Here is a 21,738-nt window from a genome sequence, read left to right as displayed (position 1 = left end):
GCCACCCCGCTAAGAGAGTCAAGTCTAGTGTAGAGGGCGATTCTAACAAAAAAAGCTTAGGTCTATGATGATTTTTATCCACTATTTATTCGATTCTAGTAAAATTCTATTCAAGAGAGATTCAAAAAAGAAACCCCCAAAGGTCATTCTGTCATGTTAGAAGCTATTTTTGAAAAAATCAAAGAGTGCGCCCCCTATATCCAAGGGGTTATCGGGGAGAGCGCGGGCGAATATTTTGAGACCAAAAACGCCACGGGCGACCAGCAGCTCAAAGCCGACCTTAAAGCCGACATGATCATTGAGCAGGAGTTCGCCAAGATTCCCTCTATCAAAGGGCTTTGCAGCGAGGAGAAGGAGGGTTGCCTCATCCTCAATCCTGAAGGTCGCTACATGATCGCCTACGACCCTCTGGATGGCTCTTCGCTTGTGGAGGTCAACATGAGCGTGGGGACTATCTTTGGGATCTATGAGGGAGAGTTTGGCGCCAAAAACCTCATCGCCTCTGCCTACATTGTCTATGGTCCAGGAATTGAGCTCGTGATCGCTCATGAAAAAGTGGAGCTCTACACCTTCCAGTTTGGACGCTTTGAGCATCGAAAAACCCTCGCCCTCCAAGAAAAGGGCAAAATAAACGCCCCGGGTGCGACCCAAGCCTGCTGGCACCCCAAGCACAAGGAGTTCATCGATTCACTCTTTGCCGAGGGGTATCGCCTCCGCTACTCTGGCGGTATGGTGCCCGACTTGCACAATATCCTCATCAAAGGGGGCGGACTCTTTAGCTACCCAGGCGCGAGCGACAATCCCAAGGGCAAGCTCCGAATGCTCTTTGAAGCACTCCCTTTTGCCTTCATCTTTGAAAAAGCAGGCGGAGCGGCGATTGATGGTAAAAAGCGGCTCTTAGAGCTTGAACATTCCCATTTGCATGATACCACTCCTTGCTTCTTTGGAAGCATTCATGAGATAGAGCGTGTCCGAAGCGTCTACCAAGAACTCTAACGACCGCTTCATCGAGCGACTCAGGGAGCAAAAAGAGAATTTGCGCCAGTGCCAAGAATCCCACTCGCTCTCCTCGTGCCTCTCCTGCCCTAGCGTTTTGGGATGCCCCACGCGACAAAGCTATGTCAAGGCAGTCTATGAAAGCATGAGCAAGGGAGAAGGGGGAGACTTTGAATTTTAATGAACATTTTTTAAGGATTGAGAGACGATGAACCCCAAGAGCTTTATCACCACCCCCATCTACTATGTCAATGACATTCCCCATATCGGACACGCCTACACCACAATGATTGGCGATTCTTTGGCTCACTACTACAGACTCATTGGGCATGAGACCTTCTTTCTCACGGGCACCGACGAGCATGGCCAAAAGATCGAACAGAGCGCCCAAAAAAAGGGTAAAACTCCTCAAGCCTACGCCGATGAGATCAGTGGCGCCTTCAAGTCCCTTTGGGATCGCTTTGAGATTAGCTACGACCACTTCATCCGCACCACCGATGCTAAACACAAACAGGGCGTACAGAAGGCCTTTTTGAAGATGTTTGAGAAGGGCGATATTTACAAAGGCGAATACGAGGGGCACTACTGCGTGAGCTGTGAGACCTTCTTCACCAAGCGCCAACTTGTAGATGACCTCTACTGTCCTGAGTGCGGCAAAGAGACGAGCTTGGTGAAAGAGGAGAGCTACTTCTTTGCTCTCTCTAGATATCAAGAAAAGCTCCTCGCATGGTATAAAGAGAATCCTGACTGCATCCTCCCCAAGCCTAAAAAAAACGAGGTAATGCGCTTTGTCGAATCAGGGTTGGATGACCTCTCCATCACACGCACTAGCTTTGATTGGGGGGTGAAGCTCCCCCAGGAAATGAATGCTCCCAAGCATGTCATGTATGTATGGCTCGATGCCCTGCTCAACTATGTCACCGCCCTTGGCTATGGAGATGATGAGAAACGGATGGATTTTTGGCCTGCGAGAGTGCATTTGGTGGGGAAGGATATCTTGCGATTCCATGCAATCTATTGGCCTGCCTTCTTAATGAGCCTTGATCTTCCTCTTCCCAAGCATGTTGCAGCGCATGGATGGTGGACGCGCAATGGAGCCAAGATGAGCAAAAGCGTGGGCAATGTGATCAATCCTCAAGAGGTGGCAGACGCCTATGGGGTGGAGCCCTTCCGCTACTTCATGCTTCGCGAAGTCCCCTTTGGGCAAGATGGTGACTTCAGCCAAAAAGCCCTCATCGATCGTCTCAACTCTGATTTGAGCAACGATTTAGGGAATCTTCTCAACCGTCTAGGCGGAATGAGCGGCAAATATTTTGACTATCAAATCACCTCCAAAGAGGTCACCACTTTTCACGCCAAAGAGCTGCAAGAGGCCGAACTGATTCTCGATTCGCTTCATGGCTACATCCAAGAGATGCAACCCCATCGCTATCTCGAAGAGCTTTGGAAAATCTTCACCATCGCCAACACCGCCATTGCCATGCATGAGCCATGGAAGCTGATGAAGGAGGGCAAAGAATCCCAAGCCATGGCGCTAGTGGCACTCATCGCCAATCTTCTCGCCAAAGCCACCCTCATGCTCTCCCCCATCATGCCAAAGAGCGCCGCTAAAATCGCTCAAGCCCTGAATCTAGAGATATCCACAGCCAGCTATGAGCGGCTCATCATCCAAAAAGCGCTTTTGGAAGAGTTCACCTTCACTCCTACCCCGCCCCTCTTTCCCAAGATCGAAGAGCCTCTCATGAAGAGCGACACCATGATCACCCAAGCCACCTCAAGCGCCCCGCTCGCCAAAGAGGAGAAAGTCGCCACACCTCAAGGGTTGGCTGAGAACTGCATCTCTATCGAGGAGTTTTTCAAAGTGGAGCTCAAAATTGGCACGATTTTAAGCGCTGAGGCGGTCGAGAAGAGCGATCGACTCCTTAAACTCTCCGTGGATGTAGGCGAATCAGAGCCTCGTCAGATTGTCGCAGGAATCAGAGCCTTCTACACCCCTGAATCACTCATTGGCACTCAAGCTTGCGTGGTTTGCAACCTCAAACCCGCCAAATTGATGGGATTAATGAGCCAAGGGATGTTACTCGCCGCCAAAGATGAGGAGGGGCTCTGCCTCCTTCGACCCGAGAAGCGCCGAAAGAGCGGAAGCAAGGTGAGCTAATGCGCGTTGCGGAGGTGCTAGAAATCGTCCAAGGAGAGCTACTCAACACTCCTTCGATCTCCTCATTTCACAGCCTCTCCACCCGTCTAGAGACCCTCAAGCGAGGCGATCTCTTTTTGGCCCGCCACAACACCCTCATCGATGAGGCAATCCACAAGGGAGCTTATGGAATCGTCTTTAGCGGACAGATCAAAATGCACGACCATGAGATTGCATGGATCAGGGTCGATTCGATTCAAGAAGCCGCGATTCGTCTCATTCGCTATACTCTCACCTCCAAGGGAAGCCAAGTGGCGCTCCTGCCCTCTTTGGAGTGGAAGATTGCCCAAAAGCTTTTAGAGCTCAAATCTTCGCTCTTTTTTGAAGGAGAGCCGATCAACCTTCTTGAAACCGCTCTCAAAGAGAGTTATGAGTGGCTTTTCTTTCACGAAAAGCCTTTTGAGCGCATCGCCCCCACGATTCTTCGCTCCACGCCCCCCCTTGAAGAGCCTTTTGAAGTCACCTCTTACACTCTTTTTGATAGCAAAATATTTTTTGAAGGACACCACCACACGCTTCCTTTGCCTCGACTCTTTTTGAAGCCTCTTGCCAATGTGGTCCATTTTTTCAAAACACACACCCTCCCCTTTTCGCTCGCCAAAATGGAGGCCATCGACACTCTTCATCCCTGCTTTTTAAACACAAGGGGCAAAATCACCAAGCATGGTCAAAGCAACAAAGTGGTGATCGCCGAGCCTGATTTAGAGGCATTTGAACGCTATGTCGCCTATCTTAAACTCAACGCCAAGTGGGCCAAGATTCTCTTTCTTATCCCTAAGCCCTACCTAGAGATTTTTGAAAATATTGACTTCTCCAAGAGCTATCAAAGCAAAGAGGAGCTACTCTCTCTCATCCAAAACGAGGAGTACCACTTCGCACTCATCCTTGGGGTCAATCTCGCCTTCTTGCAAGAGAGGCTCAAAGAGGATCGCGAAGAGGCGTCACTTTTTTAATCCAAGGAGTTTACCCATGAAAATTGCTATCCCTCTAAAAAACGAAGCCCAAGAGATTTTCACCAACGCAGGACACACTCCCTTTTTTGGCATTTTCGAGGCCAAAGGATCGGGAATGTTCAAGAAGTTTGATCTTATCGAGATGCGCGAGAATCCTAGAGTCAATCTAGAAGCGGAGATGGGCTGCTCCCACTCTCATGATGATAGCGAGAGTTGCGAGGAGAAAGAGGCGCACAAAAAAGAACATGATGTGCTCGCTCACCTCATCCAAGATTGTTCGGTGCTTCTAGTGAAGCGTGCCTGCAAAAACACTGCCTTGGTCATGCAAGAGAACGGAATCGCAATCAAAAAGATTCCCGCCGAGGTCACCCATGCCTCTGGCGCTCTGCCATTTGCACTCTAGAGAATCTTCTTCTCTAGAATTGCCATTTTGGCGAGCTCTTTTTTCTCAATCTTCACCACGCTCTCTTTGAACTCAAAGAAGAGATACCCTCCCTCTATAGAGCAAAGCGGTGTCTCATTGGCAAAAAGCGTGATGAGCTCCTCCTCTCTTTGAGCATCAAAGAAGCGCTCTTTCTTCTCCTCGTTGTAGATCGATTCCACAATAGGAACCGCCACCTCCTGAAAAGCTTGGATATTGAAAGGCTTGGGAATAAAGCCGACCACTCCCATCTTTTGAAGATTCTCTTTGGAGCCCTCGCCCATCTCATTAGAGATAATAATCACGGAGAGCTCAGAGGTCTTCCCTCCTTTGTGCAGCTTATCAAGAATCTCCCAGCCATTGGGCTCAGGCATATTAAGGTCTAAGAAGAGCAGATTGACCTCTCCCTGTTTGAGGGTTGCCATCGTCTCTTCACCATTTTTAGATTCTTTGATGAGTTTGACATTGGCTTTTTCAAGGTTTGCCCGCACAATTTTCCTCATGATGGGACTGTCATCTGCGATTAGCGCCTTAACTATCACCTTCCACCTCCTCTTTGGTTTGTTTCCATGCTTCTTGTAAAATCTTCTTCACCGCGACCCCCACAGATGCTCCCTCGCGTGCAAGCTGCTCAATCTCCCCTAGAATCTCAGCCAGTGAATCAAAACCTAGATTGAGTGCCGCCCCCTTAATTGCATGAGCTCGCTCAAAGCTCGCCTTGCCTCCTCCCTCAATCTCTAGAAGGAGCGTCTCCACATCATGACTAGCATAGCCGACAAACTCCCTCTCCAACTCCAAAAAACTCTCCTCATCAAGCCCTAGTCGATCCGCCATCTTTTGGCGTCTAGGATTTCCTTTAGAAGAGCTCTCTGCCAAATCAAGAGCTAGAGCCAAGGAGGAGGATTGAAGGGGGAGGTAGCGCATCAACACCTCAATCAGCTCCTCTTTAATGAGTGGCTTGGTGAGGCAAGCATCAAAACCCTCCTCGACATACTTGGCTCGATCACTGCTCATGGCATTTGCACTTAATACCACCAAGGGAACACGCCGTTTCTGGCTCTCCTGCACCTCCCTAAGGCGACGCTTGGTCTCCCATCCATCCATGAGGGGCATCTGAATGTCCAAAAAGACCAAATCAAAGCTCTCTTTAGCATAGTGCTCCAGCGCCATCACTCCATCATCCGCCATCACGACTAAAAGTCCCAGCTTCTCTAAAAGGATGCGAACAAGCTTTTGATTGGTAAGATTGTCCTCCGCCACCAGCACCTTGCCATTAAAAAGGCCTCCTTTGGAATCTCCCGCTCCGCTTGAGTCAGCCCTTTGGCTTTTGGAAGGGTGAGCGTGAAAGAGAATCGGCTCCCTTTTCCCTCCTCGCTTTGGCAACGCATTTCGCCTCCCATAAGCCTCACTAGCTCTTGGGAGATAGAGAGTCCCAGACCTGTGCCTCCATAATTACGCGCTGTTGAGCTCTCCGCCTGTTCAAAAGGACGGAATATCTTCTCCAAATACTCAGGGGCGATTCCAATGCCTGTATCGCTGACGGAGAAATCAAGCGCGATTGCCTCTTCCCTCTCCTCTAGCACCTCCACCCCTAGACGTACCTCTCCTCCTTCAGGGGTGAATTTGATCGCATTACCCAGCAAATTGGCAGTGACCTGCTTAAGACGCATCACATCCCCTTGGATGATCAACCCCTCAATCTCCTTAAATAGACAAAGAAGTTTCACCCCCTTCTCTCTGGCCTTCACTTCGCAAAAATCAGCAACTGCGCGAAGCTCTTCGGAGAGCTTCATGGGGAGTGATTCGAGCTCAAACTTGCCGCTCTCAATCTTGGAGAGATCCAAAATGTCGTTGATGATTCCCAATAAATGCTCGCCGCTTTTATCAATAATCTCTACATACTCCCTCTGCTCTTGGTTTAGATTCTCCTCCAAAAGCAGTCGCCCAAAGCCGATGATTCCATTGAGCGGGGTTCTCATCTCATGACTCATATTCGCCAAAAAGACCCCCTTGACCCTATCAGCCTCTTCCGCTCGCTTGAGCGCAACCCTTAGAGCGTTTTGAGCGCGAATAAGGGAGGTGATCTCATAGCACAAACCCAAGAATTGAGTGATCTGATTGTTTTCATCCATGAGAGGAACCACAGTCGCATCCACATAGTAGGGTTCGCCGTTCTTTTTACGATTCTTAAGCATCCCTTTCCATATCTTGCCCTCTAAAATCGTGCTCCAAAGCCTCTCAAAAACCTCTTTAGGAGTGTCAGGGTGGCGAAACATCGAATGGGGGTGCCCCAAGAGCTCTTCGCGAGTGTAGCCTGTGATTTCACAAAGTTTCTCATTGGCAAAAATGATATTTCCCGATAGATCCGAAATACTCAAAATAGCGCTCGCATCCACCGCTTTTTTATACTCTTCAAGAAGCCTTTGACTCCTTTTGGTCTCTTCTTGCTCCGCGATGTAACGATCAAATTTCCTCAAGATCTCACGCAATTTTTGCAGAGAAAAGGGCTTAACCAAAAAGGCATCCGCGCCCAAGTCAATTGCCTCCATCAGCTGATCGGTATCATTGTGAGCACTCACAAAAATAATGGGCACGTAGGGACTCTCTGTTTTGATAAGGCGCGCCATGGCTAGCCCATCCATCACGGGCATTCGAATATCGGTGATGATAATATTGGGGCGCTTCTCTCTAAAAAATTTGAGCGCCTCCTCGCCATTTTGAGCGCTAAAAACCTCCAATGCAAAACGCTCCAACACAGGAAGCGTCGCCTCGCGGATGAGTGCGTCATCCTCAACATAGAGGATTCTTAGCCTCTTGGATGTTTCCATGATCGCCTCCTTGCGCTTGGTTTATTGGTCGGGCAAAAGATCAAACTCTCCCGCCTTGCCTCGACTCTTCACCACAACCCTCGTGGTGCCGTAAGCGGGAGGCTCTTTGGAGGGGACTTGGTTTGGGGTTGCAATAGGGGTGAGTCTACGCTTCTCATAAATTGGGAGAGAGACTCGATTGGAGCTCTCTAAAGAGGTGTATTTATCTAGTTTGAGACGAGGAAGAAAGGCTTGGAGTCGCTTGACCTTCTCTTTGACATCTTGGTAGTAGTCCTCTGCCAAGCGATTGGATTGAGAATCTTTTTGCCAGCTAAAGCCCTTATTGTAGGACTTGATCATCCTCTCCCAATTGCCCTGATGGACCTTCTCCCAATATTTGAGTTCGCTAATCGCCTCTCTAGCGGCAAAGGCATCATCCTTGACCAAAAGTGCGCCCAAAACATTTTGGGTGAAACCGTTCTGTTTGAGCGAGGGGTATTTTTTGATGAGGCCAGGGAGGTGGGCGTGATAGATTCCTGCGCTTGGGTCTTGGAAGTTCATCCGATATTCGCCCGCACAGGACTCTTTCCATGCAATCGCTGCAAGCGTGTATCCTAGATCATGGGGAGCGCCATACTCATAAGCCTTGAGTAAGACCGCCTTTTGCTTGGGCGAAAAATATTGCGGTTCATTCACGCAACGATTAGACTCAAAGCCCTGCGGAAGCGCCCAAATCGACACGGAAAAAAACCAAAAGACCAGCGCCGTGCCTATTCTCACTCTTCCCAATCACTCTTTCCTTGATGCGGTTTTGAACCATTAGCATACCATGAATTCCTCAAAACTCTTTTTAACGACAGCTTGGTTAGAATCCTCCTCAAATGTCACTTTTGCAAAGGCTTTTTATGCATCAGCCCCTCCTTATTGAAATTGGAATTGAAGAGCTCCCCGCCATCCCCTTTTTACGAGAGCTTCCCCATCTTCTCTCCAAATGGAATACCCTCCTCCAAAAATATAGAATGGAATCGCCTTTTGAGCTCTTCTATACCCCTAGACGCCTTGTTTTGTTAAGTCAAGCCTTCCCCCTAGAGCAGCCAGAGCTCAAAGAGGCGCTCTTTGGCCCTCCCCTAGAGATCGCCTTTAAAGAGGGTGCCCCCACCAAAGCGGCCGAGAGCTTTGCGGCTAAGTGTGGCGTGAGCGTGAGTGAACTAGGAAGTGCGACCAAAGAGGGAAAAGAGGTGCTCTTTTACTCCAAGACTTCCGCAGGAGAGAGCGCAAAGAGGCTTCTACCTCTCATGATAGAGGAGTGGATTGCCTCACTGAACTTTGGCAAAAGCATGCGCTGGGGCTCTTTGCACGAGAATTTCATCCGCCCCGTGCGCTGGCTTGGAATCATGCACGGAGAGAATCTTATCCCCGCTACACTCTTTGGAATCTCCAGCCAAAAACTCACCTATGTTCATCGTATCGACTCTTTTGAACCACAGCCCTACGAGGATATTGCCTCTTTCCTCGCGCTTCTCGCTCAAAAAGGGGTCATCCTTGATCCCAAAGTGAGGCGAGAGAAGATTCTTCAAGAGATTCGCGACATTGAAGAGAGAGAGGGCGTGAGCGTGGAGCTTGATACGGATCTATTAGAAGAGGTGGTGGCGATCACTGAATATCCCACGGCTCTCTTGGGTCATTTTGAAGCTCGATTCTTGGAGCTCCCCCCTGAGGTGATCATCACCTCCATGAAAGAGAATCAGCGCTATTTCGCCCTCTATCAAGGCGACAAGCTCTACAACGGCTTCATCGTGGTGAGCAACGCCCGAAGCCAAAACGCCAAACTCATCGTCCAAGGAAACGAAAAGGTACTCAGAGCGCGCCTCTCCGATGCCCTCTTCTTCTACCAAAACGACCTCAAAAATGGCCTATTAACGGAGCGCCTCCAAGAGGTGACCTTCGTCGAGGGGCTAGGGAGCATGGCGCAAAAGAGTGAACGCGAGACCAAAATCGCCCTCTACCTCTTTGACCTCTACGCCTCCAAGCTCTTTGCCTCATCTCCTAAGAATCAAGAGGAGTTACGCACCCTCATGCAAGAGGCCGCCACACTTGCCAAGGCTGATCTCATGAGCGAAACCGTCTATGAGTTCACTGAACTCCAAGGAACTATCGGTTACTACCTCGGCAAGGCACTAGGCAAAGACCCCCTTGTCTATGAAGCACTCAAAGAGCAGTATCTTCCCAAGGGCGAGGATAGCGAGCTCCCCTCTTCGCCTTTTTCGGCGATTCTCGCGCTCGCCCATCGCCTAGATAATCTCATGGGACTCTTCAGCCTAGGCAGGATTCCCACGGGCTCCAAAGATCCTTTTGCACTTCGAAGGGCGGCCAGCGGAGTGCTTCGAATCGTGTGGAAACAGAAGATTCCTCTTGACCTCTCTATCGTCCTACCTGAGCTTGCCCCCCTCTACAAACCCTTTGCCCTCAAAGAGCTGGAGGGATTCATTCTCGAGAGAATCGAATCGCTCCTCTCCACTAACGCCTCCTTTATCCGTGCAGTCGCGATGGGAGGCGAGCGCAACCTCCTCTTTGTAGGCGAAAAGATTGAAGCACTTAGCGCTCTTCTCTCCTCTAGTGAAGGCAAGTCACTCAGCACCACCTTTAAAAGGGTCGCCAACATCACTAAAGGGATGGATATGGGCGACCTTCCCGAAATCAAGCCTGAATGGCTAGAGTGCGAGGAGGAGAAGCGGCTTTTTGCAGAGTTTAACCAGGTGAGTCAAGCAACCCACCCAAGTGCGCTAGAGGAGCTCTCTGCCCTCTTAAAACTCAAAGAGCCTTTGGATCAATTTTTCGACCATGTCCTTATCAACTGCGACAACACCCTTTTGAAAAAGAATCGTCAAGCCCTCATTGCGCATATCTATCAAGCCTTCTTGCATATTGCGGATATTAAAGAGATCTCACTCTAAGCCTCTCCCCGCGCCCAAAGGGCGTGGAGTGCGCTAGAACGAATCGCTTTTAGTGGGTCAAAAAGAGATAGAGAGGCTTATTGTTAAGCAGAAGATCGATCTGAACCCCTTGGCGATTCCCCAAAGTGGTCATCAGCTCAGAAAAGTTTTTGCAGGTTTTAGGAAGGGAGATGGAGATGGTGGTCTCATCCTCAGACAAGAGCGCCTTGCTCCGTCCAGCAATGATGTTAGTGAACTCAGAGACCACATCCAAGAGCTCCGTAGAAGAGTTTGCCTCTTCTCCTAGCATCATGAGCGCTGCCTCTTTGGCAATGGCTTGATTGAACGCTAAAGCCAGCATCCCCGAAATATCGCCCTCAAAGCTGATCACGGCACCCATGAGATCACTCGTCTCACTAATGGCACACTGCGTGATCTTATGAGATTGCTTCATCGCCTCTCCACCCGTGAGCGAGGTGAGCGTCTCTAGGGATGCATCGATAAAAACAGGGAGTTTTGAGACCAGTTTTTTGGTGAGTCCCGCAGGTCGTTTGGCCTGATAGCTTCGAGCCAACTGCACCACAGTGCTATCATGCATGAAGGCCTTCTCGCTCTCAAAAAATTTCACTCCGCTTCGCGTCATTTTCTGCGCCACATCAAGCGCCACGAGCTCCTTGGTCAAGCCAAAAATAGCGATAAAGGCATCATATTTCACCCCATTGAGCGCTAAAGAGACAAAAAAGTCAATCACTTTAATATTCATCGACTTCACATCGCTTGCATCAAAGGCAAAGACCTTGTACCCCTCTGCCATTCGAGCCACATGGGCTTGGGAGTTGAAATGAAGGTGGAGCTTACCATCTAGATTCTTATAGAGTTTGTAGGTGACGATTCCCTTGGAGATTCGCACAGGAATGTAGTTGCCCGTCACATCAAAAAAGATATCATAAATATAGATAGCATTATTCCCAAATTCCCGCTTCTTCTTAGAGAAATCCTGCTGATTGAGCGCGGCGTGGACTTTAAAGCCCTTGGAAGAGAGCTCTTGGGAGACGATGGTTTGGGTCATCCCATCTTGATCGAAAAGCACGATGGGATGCGCTGTGCGAGGAATCTTGATCCCCAAGAAAAGCATCGCCATCTCAGCCGTCTTAAAAAGCGGGATGCTTTTATTGGGGAAAATCTCTTTGAGCTCCTGAAATTGCTTTTCGCTATACCCGCAAAAAGCGGTGACGACTTCAAGCTTATTTTGAATGGCCAGTAGGGTTTTAGCGATAGAGACGACCGCTTGAGGCTCAAATTGCTCGGTTTTTTCAAAGGAGAAGAAGAGGGCTTTAAGCTGAAGGCTCTTGATCGTGGCGGCACTGGTGGCCAAGACTTCGCAGATGCTTTTGGCCTCCTTAGAATCAAGCAGGGGCTCAGAATAATAGATCGCTACATCTTGGTTGATTACGGGTTTCATCTCTGCACACCACTCTCTCAAAGGATTCCAAGCGAAGAGCTCAAGGGCAAGCCCAATAAGCCCTTCGCGTTTAGGTTTAGAAGACGGGAAGTATCATAGTGAACGCTTCATAAAGAAACGGTTACATTTATTTTTTAAGTGGGGCGATGATCGCTTCAACTCTTCGATTTTTTTGTCGTCCTTCATCCGTAGCGTTATCCGCGATGGGTCGCTCCTCTCCAAATCCTTCAGAGCTCAATCGGCTCTTGTCGATTCCAAGCTTGATTAGAGCTTCTTTCACGGCGTTGGATCGTTTGGCGGAGAGCTTTTTATTATAGGCGTCACTTCCCTTGCTGTCGGTGTGCCCCTCTAGCTTGGCGCTCACGCCTTTGTGATTCTCCAAAAAGAGGGCAAAATCTTTCACCTCATCCATATAAGCAGGGGTGATCTCGGCCGAATCAAAGGGGAATTGAACCAAGAAAGTGTACTGGATGGGGCAACCCTCTTGATTGACTTTGAAATTCTTGGGCGTTCCAGGACACAAATCTTTATCATCAGTGACCCCATCTCCATCGCTATCTAGTGGAGCGCTCGCTACAGGAGCAGGCTTGATGGGCTCAGGCTCTTTAACTTTGAGGGGTTTGGGGCTCTCTTTGGCAAATTCGCCAAAAGGAATCGCGAGCCCAACAGAGACAAGCGCATCGCTACGTCCATCAAGGCTAAGCAGGTGCTTGATCTCGGTTTTAAGGTGGAGATTCTCGCTCATCACATAACGCAATCCCAATCCCCACTGCCCAAAACCTGCACTATTGAGGCTTTGTCGCTCATTCTCTACATCCTCATAGCCAAATCCAACTAGCGCGTAGGGGATAAGCGTCTTGTAGTCGCTATACTCATAAATGACGCTCAAAAAGTAGCGGTCAAGATCGGTCTTTTCAGAGCTATTAGAGTATTTAGCCCCATCCACGCGATCATACCCAATCTCCACCAATGCATTCTCCGTGACTCGATTAGCAAATCTAAGGCCATAGGAGAGATCAGCGTCATTTTTATATTTATCATTACCAAGGTGGATAGACCCGCCGATTGTCGGAGTAATCTCATAGAGGTTGTTTCCGGCAGCCCACAATGAAGATGCCGCTACAATAGAAAGCAGGGCGATTCTTTTGAACATGGTGACTCCTTTTTTATCAATCCCTTAAGGGATGGAAATTAATTTTTAAACCTTAGAATCTTATCCTAACTTTTATCCACTTTGGATAAAATCATCTCACCACTCCCACGATCAAAGGTAACCCTAATGACTCTCACCAACCCATCTGCACTCGTGAATCAATTAGTCGATTTCTTGCGTCAAGAGCTGGCCCAAAGAGGCTTTAAAAAGGTTGTTGTTGGCCTTAGTGGAGGAGTCGATTCAGCCGTAGTGGCGAGGCTTTGCCAAGAGGCCATTGGAGAGAATCTTCACGCCCTGCTCATGCCCTCCTCTGTCTCCTCTAAAGAGAGTGTCGAGCACGCCTTGCTTCTTTGTGAGCGATTCAACCTCTCTCACCACATCCAATCCATCGCCCCTTTAGAACTTGCCTTCAGGGAGCTCCACCCTGAGGCCACCCCTCTTCGTATTGGCAATGCTTGCGCTAGATTTAGGATGATCACGCTCTATGACTTCTCCTTTAAAGAGAATCGGCTCGTGATAGGAACAGGCAACAAAAGCGAGATTCTCTTGGGCTATGGAACGCTCTATGGCGATACCGCTTGCGCACTCAACCCTATCGGTGATCTTTACAAAACCGAGATTTTTCAGTTAGCTAAATTTTTAAGCATTCCTGATGAAATTATCCAAAAAGCCCCAAGTGCCGATCTCTTTGAGGGGCAGAGCGATGAAAAAGAGTTGGGTTTTAGCTATAATGACATGGATCAACTTCTATTCGACCATATCGAGCTTAAGCTCTCCAAAGAGGAGCTTTTGGCCAAAGGGCACGCCAAAGAGCTAGTCGAAATGGTCTTAAAAAGAATTTCAACTAATAAATTTAAGAGTGAGATGCCTCCCATCGCCCAAGTGAGAGGGCGACTTTAAGGAGCGCCTCCTCTCCAAGTTTCATCATCACGCAACCACGCCAAGGAGGAAGTATGGAGACCATCCCATTTTTTGCCCCCGATATTGATGATTCCGAAAGTAGCGAGATTTTAAGCGCACTCTCTGGCAAAGACTCCAAAGTCTCTCTGCTAGAGGAGCAGTTTAAGAAGTATATTGGCACCAAGCACGCCATCAGCACTAGCGATGGCACCGCAGCGATGCACCTCTGCCTCTGTGCGCTAGATCTCAAACGGGGCGATAAGATGCTCTGCTCGGTCAATTGCCACCCTTTCATCCCCGAAGTGATTCGCCACTTTGACGCTGAGCCTATTTTTATTGATGTGAGTGAGAAAGATTTCAATCTTTTGGCGGAGCGCTGCGAAGAGATTTTAGAAAAAAACGATTCCAAAAAACTAAGAGGAATTATTGTCAGCCATATTGCAGGAGGAATGGCCGGAATAGAGAGTTTCTATGCCTTGGGCAAAAAATATGGAATCAAAATCATCGAGGACGCCACCTACGCCATGGGGCTCTCCCAAGGGGGCAAAAAGGTGGGTTCCCTTGGAGCGGATGCGACCATTTTTAGCTTCTTTCCCGACAAGCTTCACTGCATCGCTAATGGCGGCATGATCGTCACCAATGACGACGAGCTCGCCCAAAAAGCAACTCTTTTACGCTACCACGCCATGGTGCAGGATGAAGAGGGGAGTGAGCACCCTGAGTATATTTATGATGTGCTTGATATTGGAAACAAATATGACCTCACTCAAATTGCCGCGGCTTGCTGCCTCGCCCAGCTAAGAAAGATTGACAAAATCATCGCACGCCGCAAAGAGATCGCCAAAATCTATGACAGAGAGCTCTCTAATCTCGCGCATCTCTCCATCCCTGCGCGCTCCAGTGAACATGTCTTTTCCGCCTACATCGTTAAGATTGACAAGAATCGCGATGGCTTTGCCAAGGAGCTCAAAGAAAGGGGGGTCCAAACAGGGCTCCATTTTATTCCTCTCCACCTTCTTAGCTACTACAAAACCAAATACGCTCTCAAGGTCAACAACTTCCCCAGCGCGCTTCGCAACTACCAGCAGGTGCTCTCCTTGCCCATTCACACCAAAATGAGTGATGAGGATGTGCTTTTTGTTTGTGAACAGATCAAAATCGTGGACAAGGGTCGCGTTTAATGCGCTTTATTGAGCGATATTTCTATCGCCCCTCCCCCGTCCAAAAAGGGGTCGCCCTCGCGCTTCTCCCTCTCTCCCTCCTCTACTGCACCATTGCCACCACTAGACGCGCCCTCTCACTCAAGAGAGAGTTTCCCGCTACCCTTATTAGCATTGGAAATCTAGTGGTTGGAGGCACTGGTAAAACCCCTTTTCTCATCGCCCTTGCCAAGGAGTATGAAGATAGGGTCGCCGTGGTCTCTAGAGGCTATAAAAGAGGCTCCAAAGGGCTATTGGTGGTCTCTCACGAGGGCAAGATTTTAGAGGAGACTCCAAAGAGTGGAGATGAGGCGATGCTCATCGCCCAAAAGCTTCCCAAGGCGACCGTGATCGTCTCCGAAGATCGCGCCAAAGGAATCAACAAGGCCATAGAGCTCGGTAAAGATATCATCTTTTTGGATGATGGATTCCGCTTCCCCTACAACAAGCTCAATATTCTTTTGCGTCCCCTCCTTGAGCCTCACTTTAAACTATGCATCCCCTCAGGGGCCTACAGAGAGCGTCCCTCGCTCTACCAAAGCGCGGATATTCTTGCCAAAGAGGGCAAAGAGTATAGACGCGAAGTGAATATTTCCAACCCCACCCCAAGGATGCTCCTAGTCACAGCCATTGCCAGCCCTTCTAGGCTAGAGCGATTCTTGCCCGAGGTGGTAGGAAAAATCGCCTACAAAGATCACGCCTTTTTCGATATAAAAACCCTACAAAAAGCCATGAAAGAGCATGAGGCAAGCTCGCTTTTAGTGACAGAAAAAGATGAAGTGAAGCTCAAAGAATCGGGGCTGCCTCTCTCGGTGATGCGGCTAGAGTTTTTTATCGACGAGGAGATTCGCGCCCACGTGCGAGAGTTCGTTGCCTCCCGCTCCCCAAAACTCTCCTAAAGATCGATGTCATGCCTTCCTTTGGGAAGGATGAGATTGAGCGCAATTCCCACGATCGCCCCAAGACCAATCCCGCTAAAACCTACGCCTCCGATTTGAAATGTCATCCCCCCAATGGCAAAGATGAGGATGAGTGAAACAATAATCATATTACGAGAATTCCCAAAGTCAACCTTGGCTTTCACCAGCGTTCCAATTCCCACCGAGGTGATAATTCCAAAGAGAATGAGCAAGATTCCCCCCATCACAGGTGTGGGAATCGTCTGCAAAAATCCTCCAATCTTCCCAATAAACGCTGCCATGATGGCAAAGATCGCTGCCCATGTCATGATCGCGGGATTGTAAGCTTTGGTGAGCGTCACTGCCCCTGTCACTTCTGAGTAGGTCGTATTGGGAGGGCCGCCTAGAAGAGCGGCGGCTGATGTGGCGATGCCATCGCCCAAAAGAGTGTTTTTAAGACCAGGTTTTTCAAGATAGTTTTTGCCTGTGACATTGCTGATGGCTAGCATATCACCAATATGCTCCACCGCTGGAGCGATTGCGATTGGGAAAAGGAAAATGACCGCTTCCCAATTCCACACAGGCGCACTAAAGGCAGGAACTGCCACCCAAGGAGCCTCAAGGATGGGATTAAAGTTCACCACGCCCAAAAAGAGCGCCGCGACATAGCCCACTGCAATTCCGCAAAGAATCGGTAGGAGTCTTAAGAATCCCCTTCCAAGAAGCGCAGCGAGTACCGCCGCACTCAAAGAGAGCATAGAGAGAATGAGTGCAATATCCTCTTCCACAAGCACTATCGCTCCATCTCCTGTTTTTCCGAGCGCCATATTAACCGCCACAGGAGAGAGGATAAGTCCAATGGTCATAATCACAGGCCCCACGACAATAGGAGGGAGCAGGCGATGGATGAAGCCATCCCCTCTAAGGCGAACCACAAGACTCAAGATCACATAAAAAAAGCCTGCCGCCACCAATCCGCCCATCGTCCCTTCGATCCCCCACTGCTGCACGCCTGCAATAATGGGCGCAATAAAGGCAAACGAAGAGGCAAGAAAAACAGGAGGGACTTTCTCTCTATTGATAAACTGAAAAATCAGCGTCCCTATGCCTGCTGTAAAGAGTGCCACATTGGGATTGAGACCCGTGAGGATAGGCACAAGCACAAGCGCGCCAAACGCCACAAACAAAAACTGTAAACCCACCACGCTCTCTTTCAAGCGCAAGCGATAGTCAGTCGCCTCCATGAGACTCCTTTGAATGATTAAAGTGGATGATTGGGAAAATAGCTGCAAGAATTGTAGCCAGCCTTGGTTTATCTTTCGCTATAATCCCTGTCTGTGGCAATTCCATAAAGGTAAATTAAAATTTTATCTTTATGCAAGCTATAATCCAATATTATCCTCACCCTATCAATCGGTGTTGATTTGGCCTTCGTGCAAGGCTCAACTCCCAAACAACCCAAAGGAATCCCTATGAAATCTTTTCGATTCTCCCTCATTCTCCTCTTTCCCTTGTGGCTATTTTGGAGTGGCTGCTTTGGTACTTCCTATCAATATATCTCCGCTGAAGAGCTCGCCCCCTTGGTGAGAGAGGGAAAAAGCCTCACACTCATTGACATTCAAGTGGCCGAAGATTTCGCCGAAGAGCATTTAAAAGGCGCCATTAGCACCACGGCTTTCCCTGTGAAGAGCGCTGAAGACAAGGCTAAAATTGATGCGATTCTTTCGCAAATTAAACCCGAAGGTCTCGTCATTGTGGTCTGCCCCCAAGGTAAAATCGGGGCTGAGCGCACCTACAAACATCTCCTCTCCAAGGGAGTTGCCAAAGAGCGTCTCAGGATTCTCACCGATGGCCAGTATGGTTGGCCCAGAGAGAAGATTGGCGATATTTTAGAGATACAATAGCTCCATGCCTCGCCTCTTCTTAGCCCTCGCTCTGCTTCTTGTTTTTATAGGCGTTGCCTACACGCTTCCCGCCTTTTACGCCTTTTTTGAGGAATCGATCTCTGCGCTCTCCTCCATGGATGTGGAGGGAATCAAGAGCTACATCCTTGGCTTTGGGGCTTGGGCGCCCCTTGTCTCTTTTGCCCTGATGGTGCTTCAATCCATCATCGCCCCTCTCCCTGCGTTTCTTATCACCTTTGCCAACGCTGCCCTTTTTGGATTTTTTTGGGGGGCACTGCTCTCTTGGAGTAGCGCTATGGCGGGAGCAGCACTCTGCTTTTGGCTCGCTAGATCCCTAGGGAGGGAGGGGGTGGAACGCTTCATCTCAACCAAGCTCTTAGAGGAGACGGACACTTTTTTTGCTAAATATGGCACCCACACGATTCTCATCACTCGCCTTCTCCCCTTCGTCTCTTTTGACGCGGTAAGCTACGCCGCAGGACTCACCTCAATGCGGCTCCTTCCCTTTCTGGTCGCCACGGGATTGGGGCAACTCCCCGCCACCCTTATCTACTCCTATGCGGGCGAGACCATGACGGGCTCCATTGGCTATTTTGTCTCAGGATTGCTCATCCTCTTTGCCCTGAGCGTGGCATGGATGCTTTTTAGGCGATTAAGAGAGGAGAGGAATCGCCAAGTCCGATGAACAAAGAGAAAAGGATGGAGTGGAGCCAAGCCTGCATCGACTGCAAGCGTTGCGTTCCCTCTTGTGTCATTTTAAGGAATCAAGAGCGCTCCCCCAAATCCATTCTAGAAAACTTCTCCCAAGCTAGCCTTGACCCCTTCACTTGCATGGAGTGTCAAGCTTGCAAGGAGGCTTGCCCCAAGGGGATTGATTTTGGTGAGCTCTTTATAGCTCAAAAAAAGATTCTCACCCCCTCTTCTCCTCCTTTGGCTTTTAAAAAAGTCTTAAGGCTTCAACAATGGAACTTCTCTCCCCTTTTTAGCGCTTCTAAGGGGCGCTCTCCCGAGGTGGCTTTCATGCCTGGATGCGCTCTAGCCAACCGCTCTCCCGAGCTTATAGAAGCTATCTTAAACCATTTAGGTGAACATTTTCATTCCGTGGGCTACTTCCAGCACTGTTGCGGAAAACCCTTGAGACTCATCGGCGATGAGGAGGGGTTTAGAGCGGATTTTCAAAAGAGCCTCCAAGCCCTTAGAGAGCTCTCGCCCAAACTTTTGCTCACCGCCTGCTCCAACTGCTACACCACTTTTAAAAAAGAGCTTCCCTCTCTAGACATTCAACCCCTTTATGGGGTGCTGGAGGAGATTCCCCTTCCTCGCTCCTTCACCCCCCAGCCCCATCAGCCAGCCCTCACCCTGCACGATCCCTGCCCCTCGATTTCTCATCCCGAGCTCCACAGAAGCGTTCGAGGGGTGCTCCAAAAAGCAGGGATTCCTTTTGGAGAGTTCAAAAACTCTAAAGAGAAGACGCTCTGCTGTGGGAGCGGAGGGATGCTGGGGCTCACCCATCCCGCACTGGCCAAAAACCAAGCCATCCATCGCGCCAAAGAGAGCCCTACACCGCTTATCCTCACCTACTGCCAATCCTGCGCAGACCGACTCACCATCGGAGGGAAAAAGGGAGTGCATCTATTAGAGATTCTCTACCAAAATCGTCTCGAAAATCGCCCCTTGGGATTCTTCGCCAAATGGAAGAATCGATTCCTCAATCGCTGGCTTCAAAGGGCCCAAAGATCATGAAAAAATTGGTGATTCTTCTATTATGGGCACTTCTCTTGTATCTCTTTTGGTATCAAAGCAAAGGCGCACTCCCCTCGCCCAAAGAGCTCAAAACCCTCATTCTTGACTTTGGAATTCTCGCCCCCCTAGTCTACCTCCTTCTCTTTATCACGCTCCCCCTGCTCCTTTTTCCAAGCGTCCTCATGGCGATGATCGGGGGAGCTCTTTTTGGCTCGATGGAGGGCTTTATCCTTATCACCACAGGAGCGAGTCTCAGCTCCTCGCTCGCCTTTGCTCTCTCGCGCTATTTAGGTGAAAAGACGATTAAAAAACTCCTCGCGCGCTACAAAGTCGTCGCCCTCTTGGAGAAGAATCCCTCCTTTGAGACCCTTCTTCTACTTCGCCTCATCCCCTTTGTCCCCTTTGATGCACTCAACTACCTTTTGGGGCTCACGCGAGTGAGCTACGCTCGATTCTTCACCAGCACGCTTCTTGGGATTCTCCCCGGAGCGTTTCTTTATGCCTTTATCGGTGAGGGGGCACTAGAGGGAGAGAGGGAGAAGCTCTACATCGCCCTAGTCCTTTTGGCCCTTTTGGCACTCCTTTCACTCTATCTCAAACATCGATTCAAGGGGAAACTCATCGTTCAAAAAGAGCTTTAGGATGAATCCCTTTAGATCCGCCTAAGCCAATTCGCGCTAGAAGCTCTATCCAAAACTCATCCCTATCAAAGGAGTCTCCCATGGAATCTGCTCCCGCCTTTTGCCTCAAGAATCAAGACGAGGCCGAAATCTGTCTGCGCGACCTTAAAGGCGCTTGGATCATTCTCTATTTCTATCCCAAAGATTCCACCCCCGGCTGCACCCAAGAGGCGTGCGACTTCACGGAGTCACTCCCCCGCTTTGAGACGCTTCAAGCGATCGTTCTTGGGGTCAGCCCCGATTCTCCTCGCTCCCATCAAAACTTCATTGCCAAATCCGATCTTAAAATCACCCTGCTAAGCGACCCCACCAAAGAGGTCGCCAAAGCCTTTGGAGCGTGGGGCGAAAAGAAGCTCTATGGAAAAGTCTCTGAAGGAATCATCCGCTCCACCTTCATTATTGATCCCCAAGGAAGAATCGCCCATGCATGGAGAAGAGTCAAGGTCGCAGGACACGCCAAAGAGGTTCTAGAGACCCTAGAGAAGCTTCAAAAAAGCTAAATTTAATCCTCTTTTTAGTAGAATCGCCACTCTTTTTGTCCTTAGGGGACGACTCCATCTAGGCGACAAAAGAGTAGCTCACACACGCCAATCCTTGAAAAGGTTGCGAAAAGTCATTTTCGTTAGAGGGGCGTGGAGGCATAAACCAAAAAACATACCAAGGAGACAATGATCATGGTTACCATGAAAGACCTACTAGAGTGCGGTGTTCACTTCGGACACCAGACAAGACGATGGAATCCCAAGATGAAAAAATACATCTTCGGCGTTCGAAAAAACATCCATATTATCGACCTACAAAAGACCCTACGATACTTCCGATACACCTACAATGTTGTCCGTGATGCCGCGGCTGAGGGCAAAACCGTCATGTTTGTTGGCACCAAAAAGCAAGCGAGCGAAACCATCAAGCAATACGCTGACACCATCAACGCTCCCTATGTAAACTACCGATGGCTTGGCGGTATGCTCACCAACTTCTCCACCATCAAAAAATCCATCCGCAAGCTTGAAGTGATCGAAGAGATGGAAGCTAGCGGCCAAATCGAGCTTCTCACTAAAAAAGAGAAGCTCATGCTCACTCGCAAAAAAGAGAAGCTTGAGAAGTATCTTGGCGGTGTGCGCCACATGAAAAAAGCTCCCGATATGCTTTTTGTCGTGGACGCCGCTAAAGAGAAAATCGCCGTGGCTGAGGCAAGAAGACTTGGAATTCCTGTCGTTGCCCCCCTTGATACCAACTGCGATCCCGATGTTGTAGATTTCCCCATTCCCGGAAACGATGATGCGATTCGATCCATTCAGCTTTTCTGCAAAGAGATGGCCGAAGCGATTCAAGAGGGTCGAGCCTTAGCCGGCAGCGAAGAGGGAGAAGCCACTGAAGAGGTCACTCCTGCAAGCGAAGCCGAAAAGCAAGAGGTTCTAGCTGAAGCAATGAGTGAAGAGGGCGACGCGCTCCAAGAGAGCGAAGTTGTCGAAGAAGAGGAGAAATAAA

At 49.3% G+C, this 21,738-nt stretch carries 22 protein-coding genes; 15 read left to right on the top strand and 7 right to left on the bottom strand.

Annotation, left to right across the window (positions count from 1 at the left end; translation table 11 throughout):
• Positions 1-153: 153 nt before the first annotated feature.
• The 5 genes from WS_RS01090 to WS_RS01070 are packed head-to-tail and all read left to right on the top strand — an operon-like array spanning position 154 to position 4,549.
• Positions 154-996 carry a class 1 fructose-bisphosphatase gene (locus WS_RS01090; RefSeq protein WP_011138176.1) on the top strand — a complete coding sequence of 281 codons (843 nt, stop codon included), beginning with the start codon at positions 154-156 and terminating at the stop codon, positions 994-996.
• Complete coding sequence (locus WS_RS01085; protein WP_041571676.1) at positions 968-1,177, top strand: hypothetical protein; 210 nt, start codon at positions 968-970, stop codon at positions 1,175-1,177. Before WS_RS01090 ends, WS_RS01085 begins: the two co-directional genes overlap by 29 nt.
• A 27-nt stretch (positions 1,178-1,204) precedes the next feature.
• Complete coding sequence (metG, locus tag WS_RS01080; protein ID WP_011138175.1) at positions 1,205-3,154, top strand: methionine--tRNA ligase; 1,950 nt, start codon at positions 1,205-1,207, stop codon at positions 3,152-3,154.
• A complete protein-coding gene (locus WS_RS01075) occupies positions 3,154-4,146 on the top strand; it encodes a hypothetical protein (RefSeq protein WP_011138174.1) in 993 nt (330 codons plus the stop codon). The genes metG and WS_RS01075 overlap by 1 nt, the downstream gene beginning before the upstream one ends.
• A gap of 16 nt (positions 4,147-4,162) precedes the next feature.
• Positions 4,163-4,549, top strand: coding sequence for a NifB/NifX family molybdenum-iron cluster-binding protein (locus WS_RS01070; protein ID WP_011138173.1), 387 nt, complete (start codon positions 4,163-4,165; stop codon positions 4,547-4,549).
• Here the strand turns inward: WS_RS01070 and WS_RS01065 are convergent.
• From WS_RS01065 to WS_RS01050, 4 genes are read right to left on the bottom strand one after another with little or no spacing between them, the layout of a single operon-like run.
• Positions 4,546-5,109: a response regulator gene (locus WS_RS01065; protein ID WP_011138172.1), complete on the bottom strand. Its 564-nt coding sequence runs from the start codon at positions 5,107-5,109 to the stop codon at positions 4,546-4,548. The two genes, WS_RS01070 and WS_RS01065, sit on opposite strands and share 4 nt — an antisense overlap.
• On the bottom strand, positions 5,099-5,827 hold the full coding sequence (locus WS_RS01060) for a response regulator (RefSeq protein ID WP_041571675.1): 729 nt from the start codon (positions 5,825-5,827) through the stop codon (positions 5,099-5,101). The genes WS_RS01065 and WS_RS01060 overlap by 11 nt, the downstream gene beginning before the upstream one ends.
• Complete coding sequence (locus WS_RS01055; RefSeq protein ID WP_011138170.1) at positions 5,779-7,395, bottom strand: hybrid sensor histidine kinase/response regulator; 1,617 nt, start codon at positions 7,393-7,395, stop codon at positions 5,779-5,781. Before WS_RS01055 ends, WS_RS01060 begins: the two co-directional genes overlap by 49 nt.
• A 21-nt stretch (positions 7,396-7,416) precedes the next feature.
• Positions 7,417-8,154, bottom strand: a complete 738-nt coding sequence (locus WS_RS01050; protein WP_232013730.1) for a hypothetical protein — start codon at positions 8,152-8,154, stop codon at positions 7,417-7,419.
• A gap of 125 nt (positions 8,155-8,279) precedes the next feature.
• Between WS_RS01050 and glyS the strand changes: the two genes are divergently transcribed.
• Positions 8,280-10,328 (top strand): glycine--tRNA ligase subunit beta, encoded by a 2,049-nt coding sequence (gene glyS, locus WS_RS01045; protein ID WP_011138167.1) that lies wholly within the window; start codon positions 8,280-8,282, stop codon positions 10,326-10,328.
• Positions 10,329-10,377: 49 nt separating this feature from the next.
• Here the strand turns inward: glyS and WS_RS01040 are convergent, their stop codons facing one another.
• Both WS_RS01040 and WS_RS01035 read right to left on the bottom strand, forming a co-directional pair.
• A complete protein-coding gene (locus tag WS_RS01040) occupies positions 10,378-11,769 on the bottom strand; it encodes a chemotaxis protein CheX (protein WP_041571674.1) in 1,392 nt (463 codons plus the stop codon).
• 127 nt (positions 11,770-11,896) lie between these two features.
• Entirely contained in the window at positions 11,897-12,922 is a 1,026-nt protein-coding gene (locus tag WS_RS01035; RefSeq protein WP_011138165.1) for an OmpA family protein, read from the bottom strand.
• 126 nt (positions 12,923-13,048) lie between these two features.
• On the opposite strand from WS_RS01035, the gene WS_RS01030 reads away from it, so the two are divergent.
• The 3 genes from WS_RS01030 to WS_RS01020 are packed head-to-tail and all read left to right on the top strand — an operon-like array spanning position 13,049 to position 15,920.
• Entirely contained in the window at positions 13,049-13,822 is a 774-nt protein-coding gene (locus WS_RS01030; protein ID WP_011138164.1) for an NAD+ synthase, read from the top strand.
• A 53-nt stretch (positions 13,823-13,875) separates the two neighbouring features.
• Positions 13,876-15,003, top strand: coding sequence for a DegT/DnrJ/EryC1/StrS family aminotransferase (locus WS_RS01025; protein ID WP_011138163.1), 1,128 nt, complete (start codon positions 13,876-13,878; stop codon positions 15,001-15,003).
• Complete coding sequence (locus WS_RS01020) at positions 15,003-15,920, top strand: tetraacyldisaccharide 4'-kinase (protein WP_011138162.1); 918 nt, start codon at positions 15,003-15,005, stop codon at positions 15,918-15,920. The genes WS_RS01025 and WS_RS01020 overlap by 1 nt, the downstream gene beginning before the upstream one ends.
• Here WS_RS01020 and WS_RS01015 read toward each other — a convergent pair.
• A complete protein-coding gene (locus tag WS_RS01015; protein ID WP_011138161.1) occupies positions 15,917-17,164 on the bottom strand; it encodes a uracil-xanthine permease family protein in 1,248 nt (415 codons plus the stop codon). The two genes, WS_RS01020 and WS_RS01015, sit on opposite strands and share 4 nt — an antisense overlap.
• Positions 17,165-17,392: 228 nt before the next feature.
• Here WS_RS01015 and WS_RS01010 point away from each other — a divergent pair, with 228 nt between their 5' ends.
• The 6 genes from WS_RS01010 to rpsB all read left to right on the top strand — a co-directional run bounded on the left by WS_RS01010 (position 17,393) and on the right by rpsB (position 21,737).
• Positions 17,393-17,824, top strand: a complete 432-nt coding sequence (locus tag WS_RS01010) for a rhodanese-like domain-containing protein (RefSeq protein ID WP_129545346.1) — start codon at positions 17,393-17,395, stop codon at positions 17,822-17,824.
• A 4-nt stretch (positions 17,825-17,828) separates the two neighbouring features.
• Positions 17,829-18,509, top strand: a complete 681-nt coding sequence (locus WS_RS01005; RefSeq protein WP_011138159.1) for a TVP38/TMEM64 family protein — start codon at positions 17,829-17,831, stop codon at positions 18,507-18,509.
• Positions 18,506-19,567, top strand: a complete 1,062-nt coding sequence (locus tag WS_RS01000; RefSeq protein ID WP_011138158.1) for a (Fe-S)-binding protein — start codon at positions 18,506-18,508, stop codon at positions 19,565-19,567. Before WS_RS01005 ends, WS_RS01000 begins: the two co-directional genes overlap by 4 nt.
• Positions 19,564-20,208 (top strand): TVP38/TMEM64 family protein, encoded by a 645-nt coding sequence (locus WS_RS00995; protein ID WP_011138157.1) that lies wholly within the window; start codon positions 19,564-19,566, stop codon positions 20,206-20,208. The genes WS_RS01000 and WS_RS00995 overlap by 4 nt, the downstream gene beginning before the upstream one ends.
• A gap of 80 nt (positions 20,209-20,288) precedes the next feature.
• Positions 20,289-20,747 carry a thioredoxin-dependent thiol peroxidase gene (gene bcp / locus WS_RS00990; protein ID WP_011138156.1) on the top strand — a complete coding sequence of 153 codons (459 nt, stop codon included), beginning with the start codon at positions 20,289-20,291 and terminating at the stop codon, positions 20,745-20,747.
• 174 nt (positions 20,748-20,921) lie between these two features.
• Positions 20,922-21,737 (top strand): 30S ribosomal protein S2, encoded by an 816-nt coding sequence (gene rpsB / locus WS_RS00985; RefSeq protein ID WP_041571957.1) that lies wholly within the window; start codon positions 20,922-20,924, stop codon positions 21,735-21,737.
• Position 21,738: the final 1 nt, after the last annotated feature.

It is taken from the genome of Wolinella succinogenes DSM 1740 (assembly GCF_000196135.1).
GTDB lineage: Bacteria > Campylobacterota > Campylobacteria > Campylobacterales > Helicobacteraceae > Wolinella > Wolinella succinogenes.
The sequence above is the reverse complement of the archived record's forward strand: the minus strand, read 5'-3'. Positions and strand labels throughout refer to the sequence as shown.

Coding starts and splice junctions, on each gene's coding strand:
- WS_RS01010 (WP_129545346.1), top strand. CDS start 17,393: ATGAAATCTTTTCGATTCTCCCTCATTCTCCTCTTTCCCTTGTGGCTA.
- glyS (WP_011138167.1), top strand. CDS start 8,280: ATGCATCAGCCCCTCCTTATTGAAATTGGAATTGAAGAGCTCCCCGCC.
- WS_RS01070 (WP_011138173.1), top strand. CDS start 4,163: ATGAAAATTGCTATCCCTCTAAAAAACGAAGCCCAAGAGATTTTCACC.
- bcp (WP_011138156.1), top strand. CDS start 20,289: ATGGAATCTGCTCCCGCCTTTTGCCTCAAGAATCAAGACGAGGCCGAA.
- WS_RS01090 (WP_011138176.1), top strand. CDS start 154: ATGTTAGAAGCTATTTTTGAAAAAATCAAAGAGTGCGCCCCCTATATC.
- WS_RS01055 (WP_011138170.1), bottom strand. CDS start 7,395: ATGGAAACATCCAAGAGGCTAAGAATCCTCTATGTTGAGGATGACGCA.
- WS_RS01025 (WP_011138163.1), top strand. CDS start 13,876: ATGGAGACCATCCCATTTTTTGCCCCCGATATTGATGATTCCGAAAGT.
- WS_RS01030 (WP_011138164.1), top strand. CDS start 13,049: ATGACTCTCACCAACCCATCTGCACTCGTGAATCAATTAGTCGATTTC.
- metG (WP_011138175.1), top strand. CDS start 1,205: ATGAACCCCAAGAGCTTTATCACCACCCCCATCTACTATGTCAATGAC.
- WS_RS00995 (WP_011138157.1), top strand. CDS start 19,564: ATGAAAAAATTGGTGATTCTTCTATTATGGGCACTTCTCTTGTATCTC.
- WS_RS01075 (WP_011138174.1), top strand. CDS start 3,154: ATGCGCGTTGCGGAGGTGCTAGAAATCGTCCAAGGAGAGCTACTCAAC.
- WS_RS01040 (WP_041571674.1), bottom strand. CDS start 11,769: ATGAAACCCGTAATCAACCAAGATGTAGCGATCTATTATTCTGAGCCC.
- WS_RS01020 (WP_011138162.1), top strand. CDS start 15,003: ATGCGCTTTATTGAGCGATATTTCTATCGCCCCTCCCCCGTCCAAAAA.
- WS_RS01035 (WP_011138165.1), bottom strand. CDS start 12,922: ATGTTCAAAAGAATCGCCCTGCTTTCTATTGTAGCGGCATCTTCATTG.
- WS_RS01000 (WP_011138158.1), top strand. CDS start 18,506: ATGAACAAAGAGAAAAGGATGGAGTGGAGCCAAGCCTGCATCGACTGC.
- WS_RS01015 (WP_011138161.1), bottom strand. CDS start 17,164: ATGGAGGCGACTGACTATCGCTTGCGCTTGAAAGAGAGCGTGGTGGGT.
- rpsB (WP_041571957.1), top strand. CDS start 20,922: ATGGTTACCATGAAAGACCTACTAGAGTGCGGTGTTCACTTCGGACAC.
- WS_RS01005 (WP_011138159.1), top strand. CDS start 17,829: ATGCCTCGCCTCTTCTTAGCCCTCGCTCTGCTTCTTGTTTTTATAGGC.